The sequence below is a fragment of the Pseudomonas sp. efr-133-TYG-23 genome (genome assembly GCF_030209215.1).
Taxonomy (GTDB): Bacteria; Pseudomonadota; Gammaproteobacteria; order Pseudomonadales; family Pseudomonadaceae; genus Aquipseudomonas; species Aquipseudomonas rhodesiae.
On the sequence record NZ_JARVSL010000013.1, the window covers coordinates 146,112 to 168,761 of the forward strand.

A 22,650-nucleotide genomic window follows, 5' to 3' on the forward strand; every position below is an offset into this window, starting at 1 on the left:
CAACCGACAACGGCCTACCATGCGTACCAGTCAATATTTGCTCGCCACACAGAAAGAAACGCCTTCCGATGCGGTCGTGATCAGCCACCAACTGATGCTGCGCGCCGGCATGATTCGCAAGCTGGCCTCCGGCCTTTACACCTGGCTGCCCATGGGCTTGAAGGTGATGCGCAAGGTCGAAGCCATCGTTCGTGAAGAAATGAACGCCGCCGGCTCCCTGGAAGTGTTGATGCCGAGCACCCAGCCGGCCGAGCTGTGGCAGGAATCCGGGCGCTGGGAAGAGTACGGCCCTGAGTTGCTGCGCTTCAAGGATCGTCATGGCCGCGACTTCTGCGCCGGCCCGACCCATGAAGAAGTCATTACCGACCTGATGCGCAACGAGCTGAGCAGCTATAAACAGTTGCCGCTGAACCTGTATCAGATCCAGACCAAATTCCGTGATGAAATCCGCCCACGTTTCGGCTTGATGCGTGGCCGCGAATTCATCATGAAGGACGCCTATTCGTTCCACGCCGACCAGGCGTCCCTGCAGGTCACCTACGACCGCATGCACCAGGCCTACTGCAATGTGTTCACGCGCCTGGGCCTGAAATTCCGCCCGGTTGAAGCGGATAACGGTTCCATCGGCGGCGCCGGCTCCCACGAATTCCACGTACTGGCCGAGTCCGGCGAAGACGATATCGTGTTCAGCAACGGTTCCGACTACGCGGCGAACATCGAGAAAGCCGAGGCCGTGCCACGGGAAACCTCACGCCCTGCCCCGACCGAAGAACTGCGCCTGGTAGACACGCCGGACACCAAGACCATCGCGGCCCTGGTGGAGAAATTCAATCTGCCGATTGAAAAGACCATCAAGACCCTGATCGTGCACGCTGAGGAAGCAGGCAAGCTGATCGCCCTGGTTATCCGTGGCGACCACGAACTCAACGAAATCAAGGCCGCCCAGCAGCCAGGCGTGGCCAGCCCGCTGGTCATGGCCAGCGATGCCGAACTGCGCGACGCCATTGGCGCCGGCGCCGGCTCCCTGGGCCCGCTGAACCTGCCGCTGCCGATCATCATCGACCGCTCGGTCGAGCTGATGAGCGACTTCGGTATCGGTGCGAACATCGACGACAAGCACTACTTCGGCGTGAACTGGGAGCGTGACCTGCCGGTTCCGACCGTGGCCGACCTGCGCAACGTGGTGGCCGGCGACCCAAGCCCGGATGGCAAGGGTACCCTGGAAATCAAGCGCGGCATCGAAGTCGGGCACATCTTCCAGCTGGGCAACAAATACAGCAAGGCGATGAAGTGCGAAGTGCTGGGCGAGAACGGCAAGCCGATCACCCTGGAAATGGGTTGCTACGGTATAGGCGTATCCCGCGTAGTGGCGGCTGCCATCGAGCAGAGCAACGACGAGAAAGGCATCATCTGGAGCGACGCCCTGGCGCCGTTCCAAGTGGCGCTGGTACCGCTGCGCTACGAAACCGAGCAAGTACGCGAAGCCACCGACAAACTGTATGCCGAATTGACGGCCGCCGGTTTTGAAGTGCTGCTCGATGACCGGGACAAGAAAACCAGCCCTGGCATCAAGTTCGCCGACATGGAACTGATTGGCATCCCACACCGGATCGTGGTCAGCGACCGCGGCCTGGCCGATGGCAATCTGGAATACAAGAGCCGGACCGAAGCCGAAGCCCAACCGTTGCCGGTGGCTGACGTGCTGTCTTTCCTTCAGGCGCGTATTCGTCGCTGAAAACCAGATCAAGAGAAGTCATGTTCAAGCGAAACACCAGAGCCCTGGGGGGCGCCGCCTTGTGCGGCGCCCTGCTGGTCAGCGGCTGCGCCAATCATATGTCGCAACGCAGTGAGCACGAGGAGCGGGTCGAGCGCAAATTGCTCGATCACAGCCTGCAGATCGATGTAGGCGAACCCAAAGTGCTGGAACTGCCGCAACGCCGGGTTCGCATTCACGAGCAGAAGACCTTCGAGGTCACCGAGTTCGAAGTCACCCGGCATTACGACCGTTACACCCCCTATCAGCCTTGGCGCAAAGTCTACGAGATGCCCCTGGGCGCGGTGGCCCTGGTGGCGGGCGCGGGCGCCAATGTGGCGAACATCTTCGCCCTCGGCAACCTGCCTTCGAGCATGACCCATGACTGGCTGATCTACGGCATAGACGGGCTCAACCCGTTCATGAACGTGCAATCCCATGGACGCGCGCAACAGAACCTTGCGGGTATTGATGAAGTTCAGCGCGACAAGCGCCTGGATTATTCAAGCCTGCCGTGGAGCGAGCGTCCCGTGCAGGTCACCGCCGGCCAACACACCCACGAGCTGACCACCGACCGTAACGGCGTGCTGCGCCTGAACCTGTTGGACAGCCCGTTCGCCGAGCAGGACCTTAACCATGTCACCACTTTGAAGATCAGCGTGGAGGATGGTCAGGACGACGCGCACTCGGACTCGACCCTGGCTATCAGCAAGACCCTGCGCGGCAAGTTGCTCGAAGCCCACGGCTTGATCTACGACGATCTGGAAGACGACGAAGTCAGCCAGTGGGTACACCGGGTCAAGCGCCTGTCGGAGCTGGGTCTGGAAGAAGAAGCCAGCGAGCTGGAACAAAGCCTGATCGAACTGACCCGCAATGATCCGGAGTTGCAGCAGGAATTCCTGCAAGCGCTGACCAAGGATGCGGGGCGACTCGTGGCAGATCCAGGCGCACGCTGAGAGCTCAAAGGGTTGGAGATGGATGTGGGAGGAGCCCCTTCCACATTTTGATTGGCGATTTCTACCAGGCGAATTCTAGCTGTTCGTTACCGCCACTGAGGTCCAACAACCGTACCCCGATCCCCAGCAGACGCACCGGCTTGCCGCCGCGATTGAACGCTTGGGTCATCAACTGTTGATAACTCTCCAGATCCCGCCCTGCCCCGGCCTGCTCCAAGGTGGTCTGGGTAAAGTCATGAAACTTCACCTTCACGAACGGCTTGCACGCGCGATAACTGTTGTCGATGCGCGCCATGCGCCCGGCCAGGGTTTCCATCAGTTCGGGCAATTTAGCCAGGCAGCTTGAGAGATCCGGCAGGTCCACATCGTAGGTATTTTCCACACTGATGGATTGCCGACGGCTGTCGTTCTGTACCAAGCGATCATCGATGCCACGGGCCAGACTCCACAGTCGCTCGCCAAAACTGCCGAATTCCCGCACCAGCGCCAGCTTGTTCCATTCGCGCAACTGCAGGCAGTCCTCAATGCCCAAGCGCGCCAGTTTGTCAGCGGTAACTTTGCCCACGCCGTGGAGCTTGCTTACGCGCAACTGCGAGACAAACGCTTCTACCTGATCCGGCGTGATCACAAACAGGCCATTGGGCTTCTTCCAATCGCTGGCGATCTTGGCCAGGAACTTGTTCGGTGCCACGCCAGCTGACACCGTGATGTGCAATTGATTGGAGACGCGACGACGGATGTCCTGGGCAATGCGTGTGGCGCTGCCGCCAAAATGCGGGCTGTCGGAAACGTCCAGATAGGCTTCATCCAGCGACAACGGTTCAATCAGGTCGGTGTAGTCGCGAAAGATGGTCTGGATTTCCTTCGACGCCTCTTTATAAGCATCCATGCGCGGCTTGACGATGGTCAGGTCCGGGCACAGCTTCAAGGCATGCCGTGACGACATCGCCGATCGCACCCCGTAGGCCCGCGCTTCATAGTTACAGGTGGCAATCACCCCTCGACGATCGGCTGAACCACCGACCGCCAGAGGCTTCTGCGCCAGACTCGGGTCATCGCGCATCTCGATGGCGGCGTAGAAGCAATCACAGTCAACGTGGATGATTTTGCGCTGCGTCATAAATAGAAGGGGCAATTCAACGGGCGATCAGTATCGCATCCACCCCTGTATATAGCACCAGTAGTTTGAATCTTCCGCCTGAACGGTAGGAATTCTCCTCCATGGATTTATTTTCTCAATCGAATTCACCACCTCGATAGAGCTGAAAGCCTCGGCCTGACTGGGCCCGCGGTGTTTTCGGCGCACCTCACCGAACGCTAACCGATTGAACCCAAAGCGCTTTTCTTGGATTTACGGGTTGACACACTCGCGTTCCTCTGTAGAATGCCGCCACACAGACGCGGGATGGAGCAGTCTGGTAGCTCGTCGGGCTCATAACCCGAAGGTCGTCGGTTCAAATCCGGCTCCCGCAACCAAACATCAAAAAAGGCTACTCGAAAGAGTGGCCTTTTTTGTGCGCGTCTGTTTTGACATGTATGGAAATTGTAAGACAAAAAAATCTTTGCCCACCGTAGACTTACCGTGCGAAGCGCAGGCAGGGCCATCAATTCACACTTATTTGACCCATTAGGTCATTAACGGTTGACACCTCGCCGTCTGACTGTAGAATGCCGCCCACAGACGCGGGATGGAGCAGTCTGGTAGCTCGTCGGGCTCATAACCCGAAGGTCGTCGGTTCAAATCCGGCTCCCGCAACCAAACATCAAGAAAGGCTACTCGAAAGAGTGGCCTTTTTTGTATCTGGCGGAAAAGTTCTTCTGAAACAATGACATGGCATCTTTCATGAAACCGTACAGGGTTTGTGGAGTCCATCTCAGCACACGCTATGCTTACTCCTCTACGACCGATGGTCGCAGTCGCCGCCCCCGGTGATACGCGTTAATATTTGTAATTATTTTGTCCATAGGGATTGGTAACTTGGCTGGATACCCCCATCCTGTCGCGCACAATCCTAGAGGTGATTGATGCGCGCCAACTCGTCTGAACCACAAGACTCCGTGACTGCAACCCAACCGATCGCCCCTACCCGTTTGCGTTGGCTTGATCTATTGAGCAAATACCGACAGCCGATCGGCCTGGCCGTTACGTTGTTGCTGTTTGCAATCGCCCTGATCGCCTGTCGACACCTGTTGCTGGAGCTGGATCTCTACGCTCTCCACGACTCCATCCTGGAAGTGCCCAAGCCAGCCTTACTGGGAGCCTTCGCCGCGGCCGTCGCCGGCTTTGTGATCCTGCTGGGCTATGAATTTTCCGGCGCCCGCTACGCAGGGGTGAACCTACCCGCCAAGACTCTGGCCCTCGGCGGCTTTACCGCATTTGCCATCGGCAACGCCATTGGCCTGTCGATGCTCTCGGGCGGGTCGGTGCGTTACCGTCTTTATGCCCGCCACGGCATCGGGGCTTCGGAGGTGGCGCGCATGACGGTGTTTGCCAGCCTGGCCCTGGGTACTGCCCTGCCGCCGCTGGCCGCTCTGGCGACCTTGAGCAACCTGCCGGCAGCCGCCACCTACCTGCATCTGCCGCAGATACTGCTCGGCGGCATAGCCGGCGCCGTACTATTGCTGTCGACGGTGCTGTGCATCGGCATTTATCGCCGTCGCCTGCCGGAACAACCGTTTGCTGACAACCTGCTGGTCAAAGTCGGCCGCCGTACGCTGCGCCTGCCCGGGCGTCGCCTGACCTTCCTTCAGTTGATCATCACCGCGCTGGACGTCGCCGCCGCTGCCACCGTCCTTTATATGTTGCTACCGGAGGCGCCGCCCTTCGGGCCGTTCCTGCTGGTGTACCTGTTGGCCCTGGCCGCGGGCGTGCTCAGCCATGTACCAGGCGGTGTGGGGGTGTTCGAGGCGATCCTGCTCGCCGCCTTCGCCGATAAGCTCGGCGCCGCGCCATTGGCGGCCGCGCTGCTGCTGTATCGCATGATCTATGTGGTGCTGCCGCTGTTGATTGCCTGTGTGTTCCTGCTGGTCAACGAGGCCCAGCGCCTGTTCCAAACCCAGCAGAGCCTGCGGGTTGCCTCGGGCCTGGCGGCACCGGTGTTGGCCGTACTGGTTTTTTTGTCCGGCGTGGTCCTGCTGTTTTCCGGCGCCACGCCGGAAATCGATTCACGCCTGGAAAACATCGGCTTCCTGATTCCCCACCGCCTGATTGACGCGTCCCACTTCGGCGCCAGCCTGATCGGCGTGCTGTGCCTGCTGCTCGCTCAAGGCTTGCGTCGACGTTTGTCGGCCGCCTGGATGCTGACCATGGTGCTGCTGCTGGTCGGCGCCCTGCTCTCGCTGCTTAAAGGCTTCGACTGGGAAGAAGCCACCCTGATGACCATGACTGCGGTGCTGCTGGCGATCTTTCGACGCTCGTTCTACCGCGCCAGCCGACTGACCGAGCTACCGTTTTCGCCGCTGTACCTGGTGGCCAGCGTCTGCGTGCTGGGGGCTTCAATCTGGCTGCTGCTGTTTGCCTATCAAGATGTCCCCTACAGCCATCAACTGTGGTGGCAATTCACCCTCGACGCCAACGCGCCGCGTGGCCTGCGCTCGTTGCTGGGCGCAGCGGTGTTGCTGGTGATAGTGTCGCTGACCTGGCTGCTGCGCACCGCGCGCCCGGTGATCCATTTGCCGACGCCGGAAGAACTGGAGCGTGCCACCAAGATTTTAATGGCTTCGTCCCAACCCGACGGCGGCCTGGCATTGACCGGCGACAAAGCCCTGCTGTTTCACCCCAACGATGAGGCGTTCCTGATGTACGCCCGTCGTGGACGCAGCCTGGTGGCCTTGTACGATCCGATCGGCCCGACCCAACAACGGGCCGAGATGATCTGGCAATTCCGCGACCTATGTGACATCCACCACGCGCGCCCAGTGTTCTACCAAGTGCGGGCGGAGAACCTGCCGTACTACATGGATATCGGCCTGACCGCGATCAAGTTGGGCGAAGAAGCCCGAGTCGACCTCAAGCGCTTTGACCTGGAAGCCAAGGGCAAAGAGATGAAGGATCTGCGTTACACCTGGAACCGCGGCACCCGGGACGGTTTGTCCCTGGAGATCTGCGAACCGGGCACGGCGCCGATGGAGGAGCTAAAGGTCATTTCCGATGCCTGGCTGACCGGTAAGAACGTGCGGGAAAAAGGCTTTTCCCTGGGGCGCTTCAGCGACGACTACCTTAAGCACTTTCGCATTGCGATTATTCGCTTCGAAGGGCGCCCGGTTGCCTTCGCCAACCTGCTCGAAACCTACAGCCACGACCTGGCCAGCCTGGACCTGATGCGCGCGCACCCGGATGCACCCAAGTTGACCATGGAATTCATGATGGTCGGCCTGATTCAACACTACAAAACCCACGGCTACGCCCGCTTCAGCCTCGGCATGGTGCCGCTGTCGGGCCTACAACCGCGACGCGGCGCTCCGCTGACCCAGCGCTTGGGCTCGATGGTGTTCCGCCGCGGCGAGCAACTGTATAACTTCCAAGGTTTGCGCCGCTTCAAAGACAAGTTCCAGCCCGACTGGGAACCTCGTTACATGGCCGTGCCCGCCGGACTCGATCCGCTGGTGGCATTGGCCGATACCGCCGCCCTGATCGCGGGCGGCTTGACTGGACTGGTGAAACGCTGATGATTCGACGCTCCTGGCGGTATGTATTGGCCTTTGTAGTGCTGCTCGCCCTGATCCTGGGCGGCGGCTTTTGGTACTGGAACCGCCCTGCCCCGCAGCCCACCCTGGAGCAGTTGCCCCAGGCCGATGGTGTTGCGATGACCCGCGTGACCCCGAACGGCAATGCCAAAGCCCGTGTGATCGTGGCGGTGATGGCCGACGACGTGTTGGCCGACAGTCAATTGCTTGCCCTGAGCCAGGGCGGTAAAGCGCAGATCGTGCAGGTGGTGCTGCCCAAGGATGACTGCAAGCTACAAGAACAAGCCTTGCAAGGCGCTCTGGCGCAGCTCAAAGGCCCAGCGACCCTGGTCAGCGGCATCGGCCCCGGCGCAGCCCTCGCGTGGCGCTGGCTGGCCACACAGAACGACGATAAGGCCAATGCCATCTCCGTTGGCTTTGCCCTGGTGCAGGAAGGTTGCAAGGATCCGCTGCCGAAGACCGCCGCCCACGGCAACTGGCTGGTGGCCTGGAACGACAACCCTGACGACGAAAGCGCCAGTTTCGTACGCGATACGCCGCGCGCCACTACCAGCATCAGCGACTACGACATTCATTACCCGCAGGTGCTGAACAACGAGCTGCGCAAGCAATTGGTGGGTTCGGACAACGGCGGCCTGGCGATCCCGGTGGTTGAAGTGCCGGCCGGGCAAGCCAAGGACACCGTCACGCTGTTTCTCTCCGGTGACGGCGGCTGGCGCGACCTGGACCGCGATGTGGCCAGCGAGATGGCCAAGATCGGCTACCCCGTGGTCGGTATCGACACCCTGCGCTACTACTGGCAGCACAAGACCCCGGAACAAAGCGCCAAGGACCTCACCGAGCTGATGCAGCACTACCGGCAGAAGTGGGGCACCAAACGTTTCGTATTGACCGGCTACTCATTCGGCGCCGACGTCCTGCCCGCTATCTACAACCGCCTGCCGGAAAACGAGCAACAGCGGGTCGATGCGATAATCCTGCTGGCCTTCGCCCGCACCGGCAGCTTTGAAATCGAAGTGGAAGGCTGGTTGGGTAACGCCGGCAAAGAGGCCGCCACCGGGCCGGAAATGGCCAAGTTGCCAGCGGACAAAGTGGTATGCATCTACGGTGCCGAAGAAGTCGATGAGAGCGGCTGCACCGATAAGACTGCCGTGGGCGAAGCCTTGAAGCTGCCGGGCGGCCATCACTTCGACGAGAACTACCCGGCACTGGCCAAACGCCTGGTAGATATCATCGTCAAGCACCAGGCCAAGTCCGAGTAATTCCGGGCTGTACGCCAAACAAACTGTGGGAGGAGGCTTGCCCCCTCCCACAGTTGTTTTGCGGCCTTAGTAAAATCTAGCGCGGTTCGATGTGGGCAATCATCAGTTGCACGGTTTCATTGCCACGAAACTCGTTCACATCCAGCTTGTAGGCCAATTCCACCCAACGCACCGTCGGGTTCGGCCAGACTTCCCGATCCACCCCGAACGCGATGCCGTCGAGCTTCACCGAACCGCACTCACTCTTGAGCACCACCTTCAGGTGCCGCTCCCCCACCACCCGCTGCTCTACCAACTGGAACACCCCGTGAAACAACGGCTCGGGAAAGTGCTGGCCCCAAGGGCCGGCATGCCGCAGAGCGCGGGCCAGTTCCAGGTGGAATTCCTCCACCGCCAAGGTGCCATCGGACAGCAGGCGCCCGGTGAGGTCTTCTTCACGCAATTGCCGACGCACTTCGGCATCGAAAGCTTCAGCGAACAGCGGGAAATTTTCCTCAGGCAACGTCAGCCCCGCCGCCATGGCGTGTCCGCCGTATTTTGAGATCAGCGTGGGATGCTGGCTAGCGACTACAGCCAGCGCGTCACGGATATGGAAACCCGGCACAGATCGCCCTGAGCCTTTAAGCTGACCGTCACCGGCGTCGGCAAAGGCGATGGTCGGGCGGAAATAGCGTTCTTTCATGCGCGACGCCAGGATGCCGATCACCCCCTGATGCCACTCCGGATCGAACAGGCACAGGCCATAGGGCATGGAGTCCACCGGCAAGTCCTTGAGCTGGGCCAGGGCCTCGCGCTGCATGCCCTGCTCGATGGATTTACGGTCTTGGTTCATGCCGTCCAGTTGCGCGGCCATCTCACGCGCCGCAGCGAAATCGCGAGTCAGCAGGCATTCGATACCCAGGCTCATATCGTCCAGGCGCCCGGCGGCGTTGAGCCGTGGCCCGAGGATAAAACCCAGATCGGTGGAGGTGATTCGCGCCGCATCGCGCTTGGCCACTTCAAGGATTGCCTTGATCCCCGGTCGCGCGCGCCCGGCGCGAATACGCTCCAGCCCCTGATGGACGAGAATGCGATTGTTGGCGTCCAGGGGCACCACGTCGGCGACGCTGCCCAGGGCTACCAGATCGAGCAGGTCCCCGATATTGGGCTGTGGTGTGTTCGCATACCACCCCAACTCGCGCAGGCGTGCGCGCAGGGCCATCAATACGTAGAAAATCACGCCGACACCGGCCAGGGCTTTGCTGGGGAACGTGCAGCCAGGCTGGTTCGGATTGACGATGGCGTCCGCCGCCGGCAACTCTTCCCCCGGCAAGTGGTGGTCGGTGACCAGCACCTTCAGCCCCGCCGCTTTTGCCGCTGCCACGCCTTCGACGCTGGAAATGCCGTTGTCCACGGTGATCAGCAGTTGCGGCTCGCGCTGCAGCGCCACGGCGACGATTTCCGGCGTGAGGCCATAACCGTATTCGAAGCGGTTGGGCACCAGATAATCGACATGGGCCGCACCCAGCAACCGCAGGCCCAGGGTGCCGACGGCGCTGGCCGTGGCGCCATCGGCATCGAAGTCGCCCACGATCAGGATGCGCTGGCGTTGCTCCAGCGCGGTCACCAGCAAGTCCACCGCGGTATCGATACCCTTGAGCTGCTGGTAGGGAATCAACCGCGCCAGGCTCTTGTCCAGCTCGGCCTCGGACTGCACCCCGCGCGCGGCGTAAAGGCGGGTCAACAGGGGCGGCAAGTCACCGAGAAACGGCAGGACGGCGGGCAACGGACGAGGATCGATACGCATGGGGTGAAGGAAACTTCTCTTTAATAAGACGGTTAAACGGCAAGGCTGAAATCAACTGACAGGCGACGTGGGAGGGGCAGGCCCCTTCCGACCGTTTCAACCACGCTCGCCGACCAGCCACTGCAGCTGCACTTCATGCTGGCCACGGTCGTCGGTGACGAACATCGTGCCTTCGCTGATCATCACATCCCACTTGATCACCCGGGGCATGTCCTTGGCCAGGGTTTCGAGGACTTCCTGCGGCACAGCCGCGATGTTCACGTTCTTCAGGTTAGCGGCGACCGGCACCACTTTGCCTTCCCAAACGCGCAGGCTGCCGTAGGCCAGCAGGCTGGTGCGCTCGGTGCGGCGCGAGCACCAGGTCAGGCGATCGGCATCGGGTTGGCCGACTTCAATCCAGTGTAAAACCCGGTCATCCAGGCTTTTTTCCCACAGGGCCGGTTCGTCTACATCTGACAAACCACGCCCAAACGACAACTGCTCGTTGTACCAGAGGGCATAGGCCAGCAAACGCACGGTCATGCGCTCTTCGGTCTCCGACGGGTGGCGGGCGATGGTCTGTTTGACGCTCTCGTACACCGAACGGTCGAGGTCGGTGAGGTTGAGTTCGAATTTGTAGGTCGTGGACGGCTGGGCCATGAACGGGCTTCTAGAGACAAGGAAAGGCGGCCAGTCTAACCGATGGCGAGGCCAATCAACGAATCCTGCGCTGCATCACCCTTATCCCTGGGCCCCTCGCCTATGTTAAAAGGCATCACACACCTGTTCTGCGCAGCCAAGGATCCCCATGTCGTTTAATGCCAAACCGCTTGCCGGCCTGAAAGTCATCGAACTCGGCACCCTGATCGCGGGCCCGTTCGCCTCACGTATCTGCGCAGAATTCGGCGCCGAGGTCATCAAGGTCGAATCCCCGGACGGCGGCGATCCGCTGCGCAAATGGCGCAAGCTGTATGAAGGCACATCGCTGTGGTGGTTCGTGCAGGCGCGCAACAAGAAATCCCTCACGCTGAACCTCAAGCACCCGGATGGCCTGGCCATTCTTAAGCAACTGCTGGCGGACGCCGACATCCTGATCGAAAACTTCCGTCCCGGCGTGTTGGAAAAACTGGGCCTGAGTTGGGAAACCCTGCACGCGCTCAACCCGAAACTGGTCATGGTGCGCCTCTCGGGTTTTGGCCAGACCGGGCCGATGAAGGACCAGCCAGGGTTTGGCGCCGTGGGCGAGTCCATGGGCGGGCTGCGTTACATCACCGGTTTCGAGGACCGCCCGCCGGTGCGTACCGGGATCTCCATCGGAGATTCCATTGCAGCGCTATGGGCGGTGATCGGTGCGCTGATGGCGCTGCGGCATCGTGAGGTTAACGGCGGCCTGGGCCAGGTGGTCGATGTCGCGCTGTATGAAGCGATTTTCGCCATGATGGAAAGCATGATTCCCGAGTTCGACGTGTTCGGGTTTATCCGCGAACGCACCGGCAACATCATGCCCGGTATCACGCCCTCCTCGATCCATACCAGTGCGGACGGCAAGCATGTGCAGATCGGCGCCAATGGCGATGCGATCTTCAAGCGCTTCATGGCCGCCATCGGCCGCGAAGACCTGGCCAACGATCCACAACTGGCCAGCAATGACGGGCGCGACAGCCGCCGTGACGAGCTGTACGGCGTAATCGATCGCTGGGTCAATTCGCTGCCACTGGAGCAGGTGATCGAGCAATTGAATGGTGCCGAGGTGCCCGCCAGCCGCATCTACAGTGCCGAGGATATGCTGGGCGACCCGCAATTTCTGGCCCGCGAGATGTTCCTCAAGGCGCAGCTTCCGGGTGGCAAGGATTTTAAGATGCCGGGCATCGTGCCCAAGCTGTCGGATACCCCCGGCAGTTGCGAGTGGGTGGGCCCGCAACTGGGCGAGCATAACGGCGCTGTACTGGGTGAGCTGGGCTATGACGCCGCAGCGATTGTGCGCTTGCGCGAGGCAGGCGCCATCTGATGCGCCATGGGTGCGTACGCGGGTTTGCGCAGCTCTGTCTGGTGACTGCACTGGCCAGCGTGTGGCCAGCCTCGGCTAACGCGCAAGATACCGTGATCTGGCTGCTGCGAGATTTGCCGCCATTGACGATTTTCGACGGCCCCGGCAAAGGCCAGGGCGCCTTGGATCAGTTGCTGCCGCTGCTGATCGAGCGCCTGCCGGACTATCGCCACGAAGTGCTGCACGTCAATCGCGCACGCGGAACGCAAATGCTGCGCGAGGGGACGCTCATCTGCGATCCCTCGTTGCTTTGGACGGCGAAGCGTGCGGCATACGTTGCGTTTTCAAAACAGGCCTTTGTCGTCGCCAGCAATGGCGCGGCCATCCGCAGCAGCCAGGGTGAGCAACTGGCGCGATTTATCAGCCACGGTCAGTTGGACCTGCAGGCGTTTCTGGCTGCCCATGAAGCTCGGGTAGGCGCTGTTGCGGAACGAAGCTATGGACCGAATATCGATGAAGCGCTCAAGCAGACCGACACCCAGCACCTGGCCCTGCACTACGGCAACGATGCCATGGGCAGCCTGCTGCAAATGCAACGCCTGGGCAGACTGGAAGCGGTGCTCGGCTATTGGCCGGAGATCCGCTATCACGCCCAGCAACAAGGCATTGCACCTGACGACTTGAGTTTCTACCCGATCAAAGGCTCCCCACCCTATCAGCACACCCATATCGGCTGCTCGAACACGCCCCAGGGGCGCCAGGCCATCACCCGCATCAATCAAGCGGTGCGTGACATCCCGCAGAAGCAGATACAACAAGCCTACGCCGCCTGGCTGGACCCGCTGATGCGCCAGAATTACCTGCGCGACAACCCGGAATTTTTTCAAGACTGGAACGAGCCCTGACAAATCGCAGGCAAAAAGAAACCCCGAAGAGTGGGGAGACACTTCGGGGTTAAACGTGGCCTATCTAAAGACCAGTACAGCAAGCCACAAACACCGGAGCACAATGTTTGCTCTTGCTGTTACAAAATCTGACCGGGCACGCTGTAGGAAGTTTCCATGAGTGAACAATTCTTCATGCGCAGGCAGCGCCACGGGTTTGGGCGGCATTGCGCAGAGCAGCGATCACCGACGGTTCCAAGCGGCCTTCAGCGATTTTCAGGTCGCGCAGCAGGCAATCGACCACATCTACCAGCACCCGCTTATCCATCAACTGGGCGCGGTCGACTTCACGTTCCACCACGATAGCGCCGGCAGGATTCTTCACGGTCACCAGGCATTCGCCTTGCACGCCAACGGTGGTCAGCGTAACCCGGTAAGGGCTCAGTGCTTCTTCGAGCAATAGGCTGATACTTTCCATCTCGATCACCATTCAATAGTTCGGGAACAATCGTTTCAACGAGCGCTGCATCTTTTCTAAATGACCGATTGCCACGTAGGAAAGTTCGCTTTTTCGTCGCTATGGACATTCGGGGTATCCAGCTCAGCTTGCGCTTGGAACATGACAAGCAAAAAACGGCGGCTTATCGCTGATCACGCGATGGCAGGTGTTGGCGGGTTTATCGGAGGCGAACGAAAAAAAAACGCCGCTGCCCCACGAATGGGAAAGCGGCGTCTCTTACGCGGGCAAATCAGCCTTACAGCGGCTTGCCTCGGTTACCGTGTTGGCTGACAAACGCCTGCACGGTCTTCAGGTCATTGGCCAGTACGGTGCAACGTTCTTCACGCTCGAAGAGGTCCGCCAGGTGCGTCGGCAACTCCAGCGCCTTGCCAACGCCCGCCTTTTCCACCGCTTCCGGGAACTTGACCGGGTGGGCCGTGCCCAGGATCACCATCGGGATGTCTAGGCTGCGACGGCACTCCCGTGCGGCCTTCACGCCGATGGCAGTGTGCGGGTCGAGCAGCTCGCCGGTCTGGGCATAGACTTCAGCGATGGTTTCGCAGGTCTGTGCATCGTCCACGGCCAGGGAATCGAACAACTTGCGGGTTTCGGTCCAGCGCTCTTGCTCGACGCTAAAACCGCCGCCTTGCTTGAAGTTGTCCATCAAACCGGCAATGGCCGCACCGTTGCGACCGTGCATGTCGAACAGCAGACGCTCGAAGTTCGACGACACCATGATGTCCATGGACGGCGACAAGGTAGCGTGCAGGGTTTCCTTGACGTACTGGTTGCCGCTCATAAAGCGGTGCAGGATGTCGTTGCGGTTGGTGGCGACGATCAATTGGTTGATCGGCAGGCCCATGTTGCGCGCCAGGTAACCGGCGAAGATGTCGCCGAAGTTGCCGGTCGGCACCGAGAACGACACCGAACGCGCTGGGCCGCCCAACTGCAGGGCTGCGTGGAAGTAGTAGACGATCTGAGCCATGATCCGCGCCCAGTTGATCGAGTTCACCGCCACCAGACGCGTGCCCTTGAGGAAGCTTTGGTCGGCGAAGCTGTTCTTGACCATTTCCTGGCAGTCATCGAAGTTACCTTCGATGGCGATGTTGTGGATATTGTCGCCGAAGATAGTCGTCATCTGACGGCGCTGCACTTCCGACACCCGCTTGTGCGGATGCAGGATGAAAATGTCGACGTTTTCGCAGTGCTTGCAGCCTTCAATCGCCGCCGAACCGGTATCACCGGAGGTGGCACCGATGATCACCACGCGCTCGCCACGCTTGGCCAGCACGTAATCCAGCAGGCGACCCAGCAGTTGCAGCGCAAAGTCCTTGAACGCCAGGGTCGGGCCGTGGAACAGCTCCAAGACCCACTCGTTGCCGTTCAACTGACGCAACGGTGCGATGGCGCTGTGGGAAAACACGCCGTAGGTTTCTTCCAGAATATTTTTGAAGTCCGCATCTGGAATGCTACCGGTGACGAACGGGCGCATCACCCGAAACGCCAGCTCGTGGTACGGCAGGCCAGCCCAGGAGGCAATTTCTTCCTGGGTAAAACGTGGCAGGTTTTCCGGCACGTACAGACCGCCGTCGGTGGCAAGACCTGCCAGCAGGACGTCTTCGAAATTCAGGGCCGGTGCCTGGCCGCGGGTGCTGATGTAGCGCATAAAAGCAAACCTTTGGTTTGAGCTTCAAGCTTCAAGCTACAAGCGGCAAGTTAAAGCTGATCGGCTTTTACTTGCAGCTTGCAGCTAATAGCTTGCAGCTGGATTAATTCAAATGTTCGACGCGAATCCGTACAACCGGCCCAACCACACCCTGGAGCGCTTCCAGTGCCTGGATGGCATCGTTAATGTGCTGTTCGAGCACGCGGTGGGTCAGCAGGATCATTGGCACTTGGCCGTTTTGCTCCTCGACTTCCTTCTGCATGATCGACTCGATGTTGATGCCCCGCTCCGACAGGATGCTGGCCACCTGAGCCAACACGCCCGGGTGATCCTGGGCCTGGATGCGCAGGTAGTAGGCGCTTTCGCAAGCCTCGATCGGCAGAATCGGGTGGGCCGACAGCGAGTCCGGCTGGAAGGCCAGGTGCGGCACACGGTTTTCCGGGTCGCTGGTCATGGCGCGAACCACGTCCACCAGGTCGGCGATCACCGACGAAGCCGTAGGCTCCATGCCGGCGCCGGCGCCGTAGAACAGGGTCGAACCTGCGGCGTCACCGTTGACCATCACCGCGTTCATCACGCCATTGACGTTGGCGATCAGGCGGTCGGCCGGGATCAGCGTCGGGTGCACACGCAACTCGATACCCGCCGGCGTGCTGCGAGCCACGCCCAGGTGCTTGATGCGGTAGCCCAAGGCTTCGGCGTAGTTGACGTCGGCGGTGGTCAGCTTGGTGATGCCTTCGGTGTAGGCCTTGTCGAATTGCAGCGGGATACCAAAGGCGATGGACGCCAGGATGGTCAGCTTGTGTGCCGCGTCGATGCCTTCCACGTCGAAGGTCGGATCGGCTTCGGCGTAGCCCAGAGCCTGGGCTTCGGCCAGCACGTCTTCGAAGGTGCGGCCCTTCTCGCGCATTTCGGTGAGGATGAAGTTACCGGTGCCGTTGATGATGCCGGCCACCCAGTTGATACGGTTAGCCGACAGGCCTTCACGGATCGCCTTGATCACCGGGATACCGCCGGCCACTGCGGCTTCGAACGCCACGATCACGCCCTTCTCGCGGGCCTTGGCGAAAATTTCGTTGCCATGCACGGCGATCAGCGCCTTGTTGGCGGTGACCACATGCTTGCCGTTCTCGATGGCTTTGAGCACCAGCTCGCGGGCCACGGTGTAGCCCCCGACCAGCTCGATGACGATATCGATTTCAGGGTTGGTGGCCACGGCGAAGACATCGTTGGTAATCGCAATACCGGTCGTTTGGAACTGAGGCTTTGGCGAACGCGTGGCAATTTGCGCCACTTCAATTCCACGCCCTGCACGGCGCGAAATTTCTTCAGCGTTACGCTGAAGGACGTTGAAGGTGCCGCCACCGACGGTCCCTAACCCACAGATGCCTACTTTGACCGGTTTCACTGAAGAACTCCCCATGAAACGGCCGACGCTAGGTCGGCCGTGGAAAACAGCCGCACAACTGCGGCTTTCAATTAATGGTCCGTCGACTCATCGGCGGACCACGATCGTCAAAGATTCGACGATGCTGGTTTATTTGGCACTCAGCGCCAGTTTGGCAACTTGTGGTGCCGGCTGGTAGCCCGGAATCACTTGGCCGTCCGCTAATACGATGGCCGGTGTACCGTTCACGCCAATGGACTGGCCGAGAGCGAACTGCTTGGATACCGGGTTGGCGCATTTGGCGGCCTTGATTTCCTTACCGTCGACCATCTTGTCCATCGCCGCCTTCTTGTCGGCTGAACACCACACGGCCTGCAATTGTTCATCGCCCGGCGAGCCCAGCCCCTGACGCGGGAACGCGACGTAGCGCACTTCCACACCCAGCTTGTTCAGCTCAGGCACTTCGGCGTGCAGTTTGTGGCAGTACGGGCAGGTGGTGTCGGTAAACACGGTGATGTGGGTCTTGGTTTCGCCGATGGCCGGGTAGACCACGGTTTCAGCCACGGGAATGCCATTGATCAGCTTGGACACGCCCAGGCGCTCGGCCTTCTCGGTCAGGTTGACGGGCTTGCCGTCCTTGAGCTGGAACAGGTAGCCCTGGACGATGTACTGACCATCGGCGCTGGCGTACAGCACGCGGCTGCCCTTGAGCTTGACCTCGTACAGACCGGCCATGGGGCTGGCGCTGATGCTTTCGATCGGTGTGTCGAGCTGCAGATTGGCCAGGCTCTTGCGAATGGTCTGCTCGGCAGCATCATCAGCGAAGGCAAACGAGGAAACCAACGCAATCGCTGCGGCGGCAATAATCTGGGTCAAGCGCATGGGAACTCCTGAAGGCAGATGCAGGGACGGGAAGGAACACCGATCTGGAAACACGGGCCGGGACCGTCCCCTTTGCTAACCGGCAAAGCCTACCACAGTTGGGCCGCAGGGCAGCCCGTGGCGGAATAAATTGGCGGTTTTCAGCCGCGCGGATGGTGCTTGGCGTGCATATCCTGCAAGCGCGCACGCGCCACATGGGTGTAGATCTGGGTTGTGGATAAATCGCTGTGGCCGAGCAGCATCTGCACCACGCGCAAATCCGCACCATGATTGAGCAAATGCGTGGCGAAAGCATGGCGCAGCGTGTGGGGCGACAACGCCTTGCCGATCCCGGCGACCTTGGCCTGGTGCTTGATGCGGTGCCAGAACGTCTGACGGGTCATCTGCTCGCCACGCTGACTGGGGAACAGCACATCACTGGGCCGCCCGCCGAGCAGTTCACTGCGCGCGTCACGCATGTAGCGCTCGACCCACACAATCGCCTCCTCTCCCATCGGCACCAACCGCTCCTTGCTGCCCTTGCCCATCACCCGCAACACGCCCTGGCGCAAGTTGACCTGCTCCAAGGTCAGACTGATCAGCTCGGTCACCCGCAGACCGCAGGCGTACAGCACCTCCAGCATCGCGCGGTCGCGCTGACCGATGGCTTCGCTCAGATCAGGAGCATTGAGCAAGGCCTCCACGTCGGCTTCCGACAGGGATTTAGGCAGTGGCCTACCCAACTGCGGCATATCGATTTGCAAGGTCGGGTCGAGAGGGATGAGTTTTTCCCGCAGCAGATAGCGATAGAAACCTCGCACGCCCGAGAGAAATCGCGCCGTGGAACGCGGCTTGTAGTTCTGCTCCAAGCGCCAGGCCAAATGATCAAGGATCAATTCACGCCCGGCGTTGATCAGTTCGAGGTTCTTTTCCTGCAGCCAGCCATTGAACAGAGCCAGGTCGCTGCGATAAGCCTGACGTGTGTTATCCGACAGGCCTTTTTCCAACCAAAGGGCGTCGAGGAAACGGTCGATCAGAGGGTGGTCAATGGCAGGCATGGGGGCTCGAACAGGAAAATAGATAGAAAAGAGATCCTAGCGCGGACCTTAAATCGCAGGCACAAAAAAGCAGCCCGTAGGCTGCTTTTTTCTGCATCGGAAGCTGGACTTAAGCCAGTTTTTCCTTGATGCGAGCTGCTTTACCGGACAGGTCACGCAGGTAGTACAGCTTGGCTTTACGTACGTCACCGCGACGCTTAACGGCCATGCTGTCGATCTGCGGGCTGTAGGTCTGGAAAGTACGCTCTACGCCAACACCGTTGGAGATTTTACGAACAGTGAAAGCACTGTTCACACCACGGTTACGCTTGGCGATTACCACGCCTTCGAACGCTTGCAGACGCGAACGGTCGCCTTCCTTCACTTTCACCTGAACGACAATGGTGTCGCCCGGGGCAAAGGTAGGGATCTCTTTGGTCATCTGCTCTGCTTCGAGTGCAAGGATGATTTTGTTAGTCATGCTGTGCTCCTAAGGTAAGTCAATGGACCTACCATCGATACGTTGTTAACTATCGTCCCGCGCGAGGATGTATTCCTCGAGCAGCTTCTTCTCTTCTCCAGAAAGCGAGCGGCTTTCCAGAAGATCGGCGCGTCGTTCATAGGTCCGACCAAGGGACTGCTGTAAACGCCAACGCCGGATGTGTGCGTGATTGCCACTTAGCAATACGTCGGGAACACGCTGATCCGCATACACCTCCGGTCGGGTGTAGTGCGGGCAATCCAGCAGACCATCCGTGAAGGAGTCTTCCTCCGCGGAGTCCGCATGCCCTAAAGCTCCAGGCAGCAGTCGTGTAACCGCATCTATCAGGACCATCGCTGGCAGCTCGCCGCCAGACAGAACATAGTCCCCAATCGACCACTCTTCATCGACATGAGCTTCAATAAACCGCTCGTCAATGCCTTCATAGCGACCGGCAATCAGGATCAGTGCTTCCTCATTCGCCAGTTCGCGTACCGCCGCCTGTTTCAGCTGACGGCCTTGAGGGGACAGGTAAATTACCTTCGCCTTCTCCCCGGCAGCTGCCTTGGCCTGAACCAACGCGTCTTCCAGGGGCTTGATCTTCATCACCATGCCCGGGCCACCGCCAAATGGGCGATCGTCCACAGTGTGATGTCGATCCGTCGTGTAGTCTCGCGGGTTCCAACAGGTAAGCTGCAACAGCCCCTGTTTCACCGCCCGACTGGTGATGCCGTACTCGCTGATGGCGGAAAACATCTCGGGAAACAAACTGATCACTTCAATGCGCAAATTAGCCACGCTTAGAAGTCCGCGTCCCATTCCACCTTCATCTCGCCCGCTGCCAGGTCGACGGCCAACACGCATTGCTCGGTATAGGGCAATAGGCGTTCGCGATCATCCAGGCTGCCAGCGCAAGGCTTGACCACCATTACATCATTGGCGCCGGTTTCCAGAAGATGATCGATTTTCCCGAGCAATTGCCCCAGTTGATCAATAACCTTCAGACCTTCCAGCTGGTACCAGTAGTACTCGCCGTCGGTCAATTCAGGGAACAGGTTGCGCGGCACGCAGATCTCATAACCGGCCAGAAGACGGGCTTCTTCACGATCATCAAGACCCTTGAGCTTTGCGACCAGGAACTTATCGCTCCCGCGTCCACTGACCAGCTCGACCTGTTTCACACTACCTTCGCGCTTGAGCGTCCAGGTCTTGTACTGCAACAGGTTTTCAGTCGGATCAGTAAAGGAATACACCTTCACTTCGCCGCGAACGCCATGAACAGAATAAATCTTGCCGATAACGATCAAATCATCAGCAACCGCTGGCGTCGCGCTCATATTGCTCAGGCTGCGGCCTTAGCCGAGTCCTTCAACAACTTGGCAACACGCTCAGAAGGCTGTGCACCAACGCTCAGCCAGTAGGCTACGCGCTCTTGGTTCACGGACAGGCGGACTTCTTGACCACGAGCGATCGGGTTGAAGAAGCCAACTTGTTCCTTGTGAGAGCCGTCACGTGGGTTGCGGCTGTCAGTTACGGTCAAGTGGTAAAACGGGCGCTTTTTGGAGCCGCCAAGGGCAAGACGGATTGTTAGCATGTGAACATCGTTCCTGTAGTCGGTGCTGCAAATCTAAATGCACAGCGGGCATAGGTGCCCGAAAGGCCGCATATTCTAAGGAATATCCGGACTTTTGCAAATGTCTTTTTCTGGCGCCTATGGGCGTACCACTCAGATCTGCTGGAGAGCCGTCGGTTAAAACAGCGAGTCAGCACCCGCCAACGGCGGGTTTGCTGGAGATCCCACATCCCTGTGGGGCGGAGCAAGAGCGAGCCCTTGCTCGAATTCTTTACATTTTCGGCATGCCGCCGCCGGGCAACATACCGCCCATGCCGCGCATCATCTTGGCCATGCCGCCTTTGGCGGAGAATTTCTTCATCATCTTCTGCATCTGCTTGTGCTGCTTGATCAAGCGGCCGATGTCCTGCACCTGAGTGCCGGAACCCATGGCGATCCGACGCTTGCGCGAACCGCTGATCAGCTCAGGGTCGCGGCGCTCGGCCGGGGTCATGGAGTTGATGATGGCTTCCATCTGCTTGAACTGCTTCTCTGCCGCGCCCTGGGCATTGCCCATCTGCGCCAGGTTCACGCCACCGATGTTTGGCAGCTTGTCCATCAGGCCGCCGAGGCCGCCCATGTTCTTCATTTGTTGCAACTGGTCGCGGAAGTCTTCGAGGTCGAAGCCCTTGCCCTTCTTCAGTTTCTTGGCGAGCTTGTCGGCCTTGTCCTTGTCGAGGGTGGCTTCGGCCTGCTCGATCAGGCTGAGCACGTCGCCCATGCCGAGGATGCGCGAGGCGATACGCTCAGGGTGGAACGGTTCGAGCGCTTCGCTCTTCTCGCCCATACCGATGAACTTGATCGGCTTGCCGGTAATCGAGCGCACCGACAAAGCGGCACCGCCACGGGCATCGCCGTCGACCTTGGTGAGGATCACGCCCGTCAGTGGCAGCGCGTCGCCGAAGGCCTTGGCGGTGTTCGCCGCGTCCTGGCCGGTCATGGCGTCAACCACGAACAGCGTTTCGACCGGGTTGATCGCGGCATGCAGCGCCTTGATCTCGCCCATCATCTCTTCGTCGATGTGCAGGCGACCGGCGGTATCGACGATAACCACGTCGATGAACTTCAGCCGGGCTTCTTTAATAGCAGCGTTGGCGATGTCGACCGGCTTCTGGCTCAGGTCGGACGGGAAGAAGGTCACGCCCACTTCGCCGGCAAGCATTTCCAACTGTTTGATGGCCGCCGGACGGTACACGTCGGCCGACACCACCATCACTGATTTCTTCTTGCGCTCTTTAAGGAAGCGCGCCAGCTTGCCGGCGGTGGTGGTCTTACCCGCGCCTTGCAGACCGGCCATCAGCACGACGGCCGGTGGCACGGCGCTGAGGTTGAGGTCTTCGTTGGCAGCGCCCATCAGGCTTTCGAGTTCGGCCTGGACGATTTTCACAAACGCCTGGCCCGGAGTCAGGCTGCGGGACACTTCGGTGCCGACTGCGCGCTCCTTGACCGAGTTGACGAAGTCCTTGACCACAGGCAAGGCGACGTCGGCTTCCAGCAGTGCCATGCGCACTTCGCGCAGGGTGTCTTTAATATTGTCCTCGGTCAGCTTGGCCTTGCCGGTAACGTGGCGCAGCGTCTGCGAGAGACGGTCAGTCAAGTTTTCAAACATGCGCGATCCTTTCAGGCCCTATGGTAGACCGAGGTAATGGCGGCCCAGGCTGTGGTAAATCGCTATTAGAAACAGCGGCCGGCGAGCCTGCGGCGGGGGCAGGTCGCGGATTATAGCGAAGACTGCGCCCATGCACACCCGCTGTCTGGCGCGGGAGTCTTTCGTGGAACGCAGGTGTATGCCAAACTCAGCGCCTTTCGGGCTT

General features: G+C 59.9%; 19 protein-coding genes and 2 tRNA genes. 8 read left to right on the forward strand and 13 right to left on the reverse strand.

Annotation, left to right across the window (positions count from 1 at the left end):
- The first annotated feature begins 19 nt into the window (after nt 1–19).
- On the forward strand, nt 20–1,735 hold the full coding sequence (locus tag QRN41_RS08445; protein WP_034139177.1) for a proline--tRNA ligase: 1,716 nt from the start codon (nt 20–22) through the stop codon (nt 1,733–1,735).
- 20 nt (nt 1,736–1,755) lie between these two features.
- Nucleotides 1,756–2,709, forward strand: coding sequence for a hypothetical protein (locus tag QRN41_RS08450; RefSeq protein ID WP_034139178.1), 954 nt, complete (start codon nt 1,756–1,758; stop codon nt 2,707–2,709).
- Nucleotides 2,710–2,770: 61 nt separating this feature from the next.
- On the opposite strand, the gene dinB is transcribed toward QRN41_RS08450, so the two are convergent.
- A complete protein-coding gene (dinB, locus tag QRN41_RS08455; RefSeq protein ID WP_285421442.1) occupies nt 2,771–3,829 on the reverse strand; it encodes a DNA polymerase IV in 1,059 nt (352 codons plus the stop codon).
- A gap of 279 nt (nt 3,830–4,108) precedes the next feature.
- On the opposite strand from dinB, the gene QRN41_RS08460 reads away from it, so the two are divergent.
- The 4 genes from QRN41_RS08460 (at nt 4,109) to QRN41_RS08475 (ending at nt 8,657) form a co-directional block, all read left to right on the forward strand.
- Nucleotides 4,109–4,185 (forward strand) — tRNA-Met (locus QRN41_RS08460).
- Nucleotides 4,186–4,391: 206 nt separating this feature from the next.
- Nucleotides 4,392–4,468: transfer RNA gene (locus QRN41_RS08465), tRNA-Met, on the forward strand.
- 266 nt (nt 4,469–4,734) lie between these two features.
- Nucleotides 4,735–7,377 carry a bifunctional lysylphosphatidylglycerol flippase/synthetase MprF gene (gene mprF, locus QRN41_RS08470; RefSeq protein ID WP_094065472.1) on the forward strand — a complete coding sequence of 881 codons (2,643 nt, stop codon included), beginning with the start codon at nt 4,735–4,737 and terminating at the stop codon, nt 7,375–7,377.
- On the forward strand, nt 7,377–8,657 hold the full coding sequence (locus QRN41_RS08475) for a virulence factor family protein (protein ID WP_034139181.1): 1,281 nt from the start codon (nt 7,377–7,379) through the stop codon (nt 8,655–8,657). The genes mprF and QRN41_RS08475 overlap by 1 nt, the downstream gene beginning before the upstream one ends.
- Before the next feature lie 76 nt (nt 8,658–8,733).
- Here the strand turns inward: QRN41_RS08475 and recJ are convergent, their stop codons facing one another.
- Together recJ and QRN41_RS08485 are read right to left on the reverse strand one after the other, a co-directional pair.
- Complete coding sequence (gene recJ / locus QRN41_RS08480) at nt 8,734–10,443, reverse strand: single-stranded-DNA-specific exonuclease RecJ (RefSeq protein WP_285421443.1); 1,710 nt, start codon at nt 10,441–10,443, stop codon at nt 8,734–8,736.
- 96 nt (nt 10,444–10,539) lie between these two features.
- Nucleotides 10,540–11,082, reverse strand: coding sequence for a YaeQ family protein (locus QRN41_RS08485; protein ID WP_285421444.1), 543 nt, complete (start codon nt 11,080–11,082; stop codon nt 10,540–10,542).
- 148 nt (nt 11,083–11,230) lie between these two features.
- Between QRN41_RS08485 and QRN41_RS08490 the strand changes: the two genes are divergently transcribed.
- Nucleotides 11,231–12,430, forward strand: coding sequence for a CaiB/BaiF CoA transferase family protein (locus tag QRN41_RS08490; protein WP_034100321.1), 1,200 nt, complete (start codon nt 11,231–11,233; stop codon nt 12,428–12,430).
- Nucleotides 12,430–13,314, forward strand: a complete 885-nt coding sequence (locus QRN41_RS08495; RefSeq protein ID WP_285421445.1) for a TIGR02285 family protein — start codon at nt 12,430–12,432, stop codon at nt 13,312–13,314. Before QRN41_RS08490 ends, QRN41_RS08495 begins: the two co-directional genes overlap by 1 nt.
- Nucleotides 13,315–13,486: 172 nt before the next feature.
- Here QRN41_RS08495 and QRN41_RS08500 read toward each other — a convergent pair whose 3' ends face one another.
- From QRN41_RS08500 to ffh, 10 genes are all read right to left on the reverse strand, one after another.
- The gene (locus tag QRN41_RS08500) at nt 13,487–13,783 is read right to left on the reverse strand and encodes a DUF3509 domain-containing protein (protein ID WP_034100324.1); all 297 of its coding nucleotides are present in this window, start codon (nt 13,781–13,783) and stop codon (nt 13,487–13,489) included.
- 265 nt (nt 13,784–14,048) lie between these two features.
- Nucleotides 14,049–15,458 (reverse strand): threonine synthase, encoded by a 1,410-nt coding sequence (gene thrC, locus QRN41_RS08505; RefSeq protein ID WP_285421446.1) that lies wholly within the window; start codon nt 15,456–15,458, stop codon nt 14,049–14,051.
- A 103-nt stretch (nt 15,459–15,561) separates the two neighbouring features.
- Nucleotides 15,562–16,866 (reverse strand): homoserine dehydrogenase, encoded by a 1,305-nt coding sequence (locus QRN41_RS08510; protein ID WP_034100328.1) that lies wholly within the window; start codon nt 16,864–16,866, stop codon nt 15,562–15,564.
- Nucleotides 16,867–16,995: 129 nt separating this feature from the next.
- Nucleotides 16,996–17,727, reverse strand: coding sequence for a bifunctional protein-disulfide isomerase/oxidoreductase DsbC (dsbC, locus tag QRN41_RS08515; RefSeq protein WP_034100330.1), 732 nt, complete (start codon nt 17,725–17,727; stop codon nt 16,996–16,998).
- A 140-nt stretch (nt 17,728–17,867) separates the two neighbouring features.
- Entirely contained in the window at nt 17,868–18,764 is an 897-nt protein-coding gene (gene xerD / locus QRN41_RS08520) for a site-specific tyrosine recombinase XerD (protein ID WP_285421447.1), read from the reverse strand.
- A 109-nt stretch (nt 18,765–18,873) separates the two neighbouring features.
- A complete protein-coding gene (gene rplS / locus QRN41_RS08525) occupies nt 18,874–19,224 on the reverse strand; it encodes a 50S ribosomal protein L19 (RefSeq protein ID WP_003175895.1) in 351 nt (116 codons plus the stop codon).
- Nucleotides 19,225–19,269: 45 nt separating this feature from the next.
- The gene (gene trmD, locus QRN41_RS08530; protein WP_024077235.1) at nt 19,270–20,043 is read right to left on the reverse strand and encodes a tRNA (guanosine(37)-N1)-methyltransferase TrmD; all 774 of its coding nucleotides are present in this window, start codon (nt 20,041–20,043) and stop codon (nt 19,270–19,272) included.
- On the reverse strand, nt 20,025–20,561 hold the full coding sequence (gene rimM / locus QRN41_RS08535) for a ribosome maturation factor RimM (RefSeq protein WP_034139188.1): 537 nt from the start codon (nt 20,559–20,561) through the stop codon (nt 20,025–20,027). Before rimM ends, trmD begins: the two co-directional genes overlap by 19 nt.
- Nucleotides 20,562–20,566: 5 nt before the next feature.
- Nucleotides 20,567–20,818: a 30S ribosomal protein S16 gene (gene rpsP / locus QRN41_RS08540; RefSeq protein WP_003238923.1), complete on the reverse strand. Its 252-nt coding sequence runs from the start codon at nt 20,816–20,818 to the stop codon at nt 20,567–20,569.
- Nucleotides 20,819–21,068: 250 nt separating this feature from the next.
- Nucleotides 21,069–22,445: a signal recognition particle protein gene (ffh, locus tag QRN41_RS08545; protein ID WP_034100336.1), complete on the reverse strand. Its 1,377-nt coding sequence runs from the start codon at nt 22,443–22,445 to the stop codon at nt 21,069–21,071.
- Nucleotides 22,446–22,650: the final 205 nt, after the last annotated feature.

Bases quoted from the DNA above. Each gene is read 5' to 3' on its own strand.
- QRN41_RS08445 (WP_034139177.1), top strand. From the start codon at position 20: ATGCGTACCAGTCAATATTTGCTCGCCACACAGAAAGAAACGCCTTCC.
- QRN41_RS08450 (WP_034139178.1), top strand. From the start codon at position 1,756: ATGTTCAAGCGAAACACCAGAGCCCTGGGGGGCGCCGCCTTGTGCGGC.
- dinB (WP_285421442.1), bottom strand. From the start codon at position 3,829: ATGACGCAGCGCAAAATCATCCACGTTGACTGTGATTGCTTCTACGCC.
- mprF (WP_094065472.1), top strand. From the start codon at position 4,735: ATGCGCGCCAACTCGTCTGAACCACAAGACTCCGTGACTGCAACCCAA.
- QRN41_RS08475 (WP_034139181.1), top strand. From the start codon at position 7,377: ATGATTCGACGCTCCTGGCGGTATGTATTGGCCTTTGTAGTGCTGCTC.
- recJ (WP_285421443.1), bottom strand. From the start codon at position 10,443: ATGCGTATCGATCCTCGTCCGTTGCCCGCCGTCCTGCCGTTTCTCGGT.
- QRN41_RS08485 (WP_285421444.1), bottom strand. From the start codon at position 11,082: ATGGCCCAGCCGTCCACGACCTACAAATTCGAACTCAACCTCACCGAC.
- QRN41_RS08490 (WP_034100321.1), top strand. From the start codon at position 11,231: ATGTCGTTTAATGCCAAACCGCTTGCCGGCCTGAAAGTCATCGAACTC.
- QRN41_RS08495 (WP_285421445.1), top strand. From the start codon at position 12,430: ATGCGCCATGGGTGCGTACGCGGGTTTGCGCAGCTCTGTCTGGTGACT.
- QRN41_RS08500 (WP_034100324.1), bottom strand. From the start codon at position 13,783: ATGGTGATCGAGATGGAAAGTATCAGCCTATTGCTCGAAGAAGCACTG.
- thrC (WP_285421446.1), bottom strand. From the start codon at position 15,458: ATGCGCTACATCAGCACCCGCGGCCAGGCACCGGCCCTGAATTTCGAA.
- dsbC (WP_034100330.1), bottom strand. From the start codon at position 17,727: ATGCGCTTGACCCAGATTATTGCCGCCGCAGCGATTGCGTTGGTTTCC.
- xerD (WP_285421447.1), bottom strand. From the start codon at position 18,764: ATGCCTGCCATTGACCACCCTCTGATCGACCGTTTCCTCGACGCCCTT.
- rplS (WP_003175895.1), bottom strand. From the start codon at position 19,224: ATGACTAACAAAATCATCCTTGCACTCGAAGCAGAGCAGATGACCAAA.
- trmD (WP_024077235.1), bottom strand. From the start codon at position 20,043: ATGGGACGCGGACTTCTAAGCGTGGCTAATTTGCGCATTGAAGTGATC.
- rimM (WP_034139188.1), bottom strand. From the start codon at position 20,561: ATGAGCGCGACGCCAGCGGTTGCTGATGATTTGATCGTTATCGGCAAG.
- rpsP (WP_003238923.1), bottom strand. From the start codon at position 20,818: ATGCTAACAATCCGTCTTGCCCTTGGCGGCTCCAAAAAGCGCCCGTTT.
- ffh (WP_034100336.1), bottom strand. From the start codon at position 22,445: ATGTTTGAAAACTTGACTGACCGTCTCTCGCAGACGCTGCGCCACGTT.